Annotated in this window: 1 protein-coding gene and 1 pseudogene; one reads left to right on the forward strand and one right to left on the reverse strand. The window is 71.2% G+C overall.

Features of this window, described 5'->3' with window-relative positions:
* Nucleotides 1-52 precede the first annotated feature (52 nt).
* Nucleotides 53-253, reverse strand: coding sequence for a hypothetical protein (locus ABZW16_RS03805; RefSeq protein ID WP_354951810.1), 201 nt, complete (start codon nucleotides 251-253; stop codon nucleotides 53-55).
* A gap of 1,644 nt (nucleotides 254-1,897) precedes the next feature.
* Here ABZW16_RS03805 and ABZW16_RS03810 point away from each other — a divergent pair.
* Nucleotides 1,898-3,418 (forward strand): annotated as a pseudogene (locus ABZW16_RS03810) (hypothetical protein); the annotation flags it as partial.

Raw genomic sequence — 3,418 nt, forward strand, 5'->3', positions numbered from 1 at the left:
CGGACCGGAGGCCTATCGCGGACCGGAACAGCAGCGCGGACCAGATGCCTACTCAGGACCGGACGCTCACCGCGGGCCCGAACAGCAGCGCGGACCCGACGGCTTTCACGGAACCGCGCCGCACGGTGGCCCCGCGGCACAGCACGGCCCAGAGCTCGGCGCCCCATACCGGCCGGGCCCACCGCAACCCGATGCGCGCCACGACTCCGGCCCACACGTACGTCCGGACACACCCGCGCAGGGTTCGTCGCACCCGGCCAACGCATGGCAAGGCGGCCAATCACTTCCGACCCGCAACCCGCGCCAACCCTCCGCTGGCTTCGATCCCCTCGGCAGCAGCAGGCCCCCGACATCCCCTTCGCAACCGCTGGTAACCCCGCTGAATCCCGCAGCCACCCAACAGCCGGGCGCGACCCAACACCCAGACGACACCCAGCACCCAGGTGGCCCCGCACAGCGGGGTACCACCCAACAGCGAGGTGCCACACAACCGCCTGCGGCCCAACAACTTGGAGCTGACCAGCAGCCGGGCGCCACCGATCATCCAGGCGCTTCCCAGCTACGAGGTGGCTCGCAGTATCCAGGCGCGGCCGACTACCCAAGCGCGCCCCAACAATGGGGCGATGCGCAACCGCCCGCCCAACAACCTGCGGCTGTCCAGCAGCCGGGCGCTATCCAACCGGCCACCGCCGAACCGCCCGCATCCATCGAGGCGACGGTGCGCTACCAGTCGCAACGCCCCGACCTGCCGCCGCCACCAAATCAGGCTTCCGCACAACCACATTCGCCTGCCACATCGCCTGCGCCGACCGGTGCACTCCCTGGAGCACCGACCACCAGCGAAGGCCCCAGCGCGCTGACCACCAGCGAGCACCCCGGCATCCCGACAACCGGCGGGCACCCCGCGATGCCGACAACGGGCGAACGCCCCGACATGCCGACAACCGGCGAGCATCCCACCGGGCCGACAACCGGCGAACACCCAACGACCGGCGAACGCCCCGCAATACCGACGCCAGGTGACCACCCGAACTTCCCGACAACCGGTGAACGTCCCGGTATGCCGACAACCGGCGAACACCCCACCGGGCCGACAACCGGCGAACACTCAACGACCGGCGAACGCCCCGCAATACCGACGCCAGGTGACCACCCGAACTTCCCGACAACCGGCGAACACTCCGGCGTACCAACGACCAGCGAACAGCCTGGCTTGCCGACAACCGGCGAACCCTCCACTGCGCCAACGACTGGCGAGCGGCCCGCAACGTCGGCGACCGAGGATCTCGACGGGCCTCCGCCATGGCTCGAGACTCCGCGCACCGAGCAGCCGCAACCAGGGGCTGAAGCCTCCGGTATGGGCCCGCGGACCCCGGCGGCTACCCCGGAACTGGAGTCGACACCTGCTGCCGAACAGGATTCGGGCGGTGGCCGTCTCGCTCCGCCAGCGCGACTCGATGACCCGCACTCGCCCGCTTCACGCGGAACCGACGGCCCGCCACAGCGAATCGACGATCCACGCCCACCGGCTGCCCGTCACACCGACGGCCCGCCGTCACGGCACGACGAAGCGCACCCTGTAGGCCCACATTCATCCGATAGCGCGCCGTCGCAAAACGACGAGTCTCAGGCGCCGGTTTCGCATGGTGGCGATGAGCCGCCGCCGTGGCTTGCGCCGCAGCGGTCGACGGAGGGCCCGTCTGCTTCCGAGCAGGCGGCTGCGCGGACCGGGCAGCGGCCCGAACTGCCGCCGCCGCCAGGGGAATCCGATGTGCATCATGGGGCGGACGCCGATTCGTCGGCCGGACCTGCCGCAGGAGGTATCGGCTCGGCGTCCGAGGCGGCGGCAAACGAGGCAGGCCGAGTAGGTCGACCGGACCTGCCGCAGGTCCCCGGCATGGAACACGCCGCGAACGGCACCGCTGCCGATGCGACGGGCGATAGCGCGCAATCGCACGGTGCGACACCGATATTCGATCCCGCGACCGTCGATCCGACTCGGCGCCCGGGTCGACCCACGGCCCCGGTTCCCGCCGCACCCGCCTCATCGGAATACGGACCGACACCGGGTGATCTCGCCCGCGATTCGGCTCCGATCACCGGGCAGACACCGACACCCGCCGACTTCCGCAACCCTGGCTCCAGGCCACAGGGACCGGGCAGCGACTTCACTCGCCCGCCCGCGACACCACAGGCACCGGGTAGCGACTTCCACGGACCTGCGTCCGCACCGCACGCACCCAGTGGCGACTTCACTCGCCCGCCTGCCACACCGCAGGCACTCGGCGGCGACCTTCACGGAACCGCGTCCGCACCACAGGCACGTGGCAGCGACTTCACTCAGCCGCCTTTCGCGCCGCAGGCGACCGATTTCCATAGAGCGTCTGGCACCGGTGGTGTGCCGGGGCAACCGGATCGCGGTTCGGCGGGGCCGGACCGAGCCATACATCCCGGCCCTGGATCGGTGGGCTCGGAGTTCCGACCGGGATCGCAGGCCGACGAATTCGGGTGGCCGGGGGCGGCACCGCACGGACCTGGGGCCGACCTTGCGGGGCCGACCGGGCCCGATGGCACTGCCGCACAGCCGGACTCGGGGCAGGCGAAGCGGGATCGTGGGTTGGCGGCGCCTGGTTGGGCCGCGCACCCCGTGCCGGGGACCGCGGGTGGATCGATGGCCGCTGGTGGGCGCCATCGGTTGCCATCGGAAATCGACGCTGGTACGGCGGGCGGAGCCGACGCCGAAGAGGCCGGGCGTCCGACCGATGGGCCAGACGAGGCATCGGGTCCGTATGGGTCCGGCGAACAAGGTCGCAATGCTGTCGATGCGGGGCAATCCGCCGCAGGTGCGGACGCGCAGCACGGCGACGCGGCCGGATTTGTCCAGCCGGGTCAGCATGCGCCGGGCGGCGATCAGCCGAATGATTTGTGGCGCAATGGAACTGGGTATCAGCAGCCGCCGATGGGGCAACAAGCGCCGGGCGGCGCGCCTTGGCAGGGTGGGCCCGGGTATGCACAGCCGTCGATCGGGCGGGCGCCCGAGGGTGAGCAGTGGCAGAATCCGGCGGCCCGTGGTCGGTCGGGGCAGCAGTCGCCGACCGGTGGGCCGCCTGCCGACCAGTGGCAGCAGGGTCGGGGTTATGCGCCGCCGCCGATGGGACAGCAAGCACCCGTTGGGAATCCGCAGGCCGGGTATCGCCAACCGCCCGCCGGGGATGCACAGGCCGGTTACGGTCAACCGCCCGCCGGGGATGCACACGCCGGATACAGCCAACCGCCCGCCGGGGATGCACACGCCGGATACAGCCAACCGCCCGCCGGAGACGCACACGCCGGATACAGCCAACCGCCCGCCGGAGACGCACACGCCGGATACAGCCAACCGCCCGCCGGAGACGCACACGCCGGATACAGCCAACCC

Source organism: Nocardia sp. NPDC004604 (genome assembly GCF_040609795.1).
Lineage (GTDB): Bacteria > Actinomycetota > Actinomycetes > Mycobacteriales > Mycobacteriaceae > Nocardia.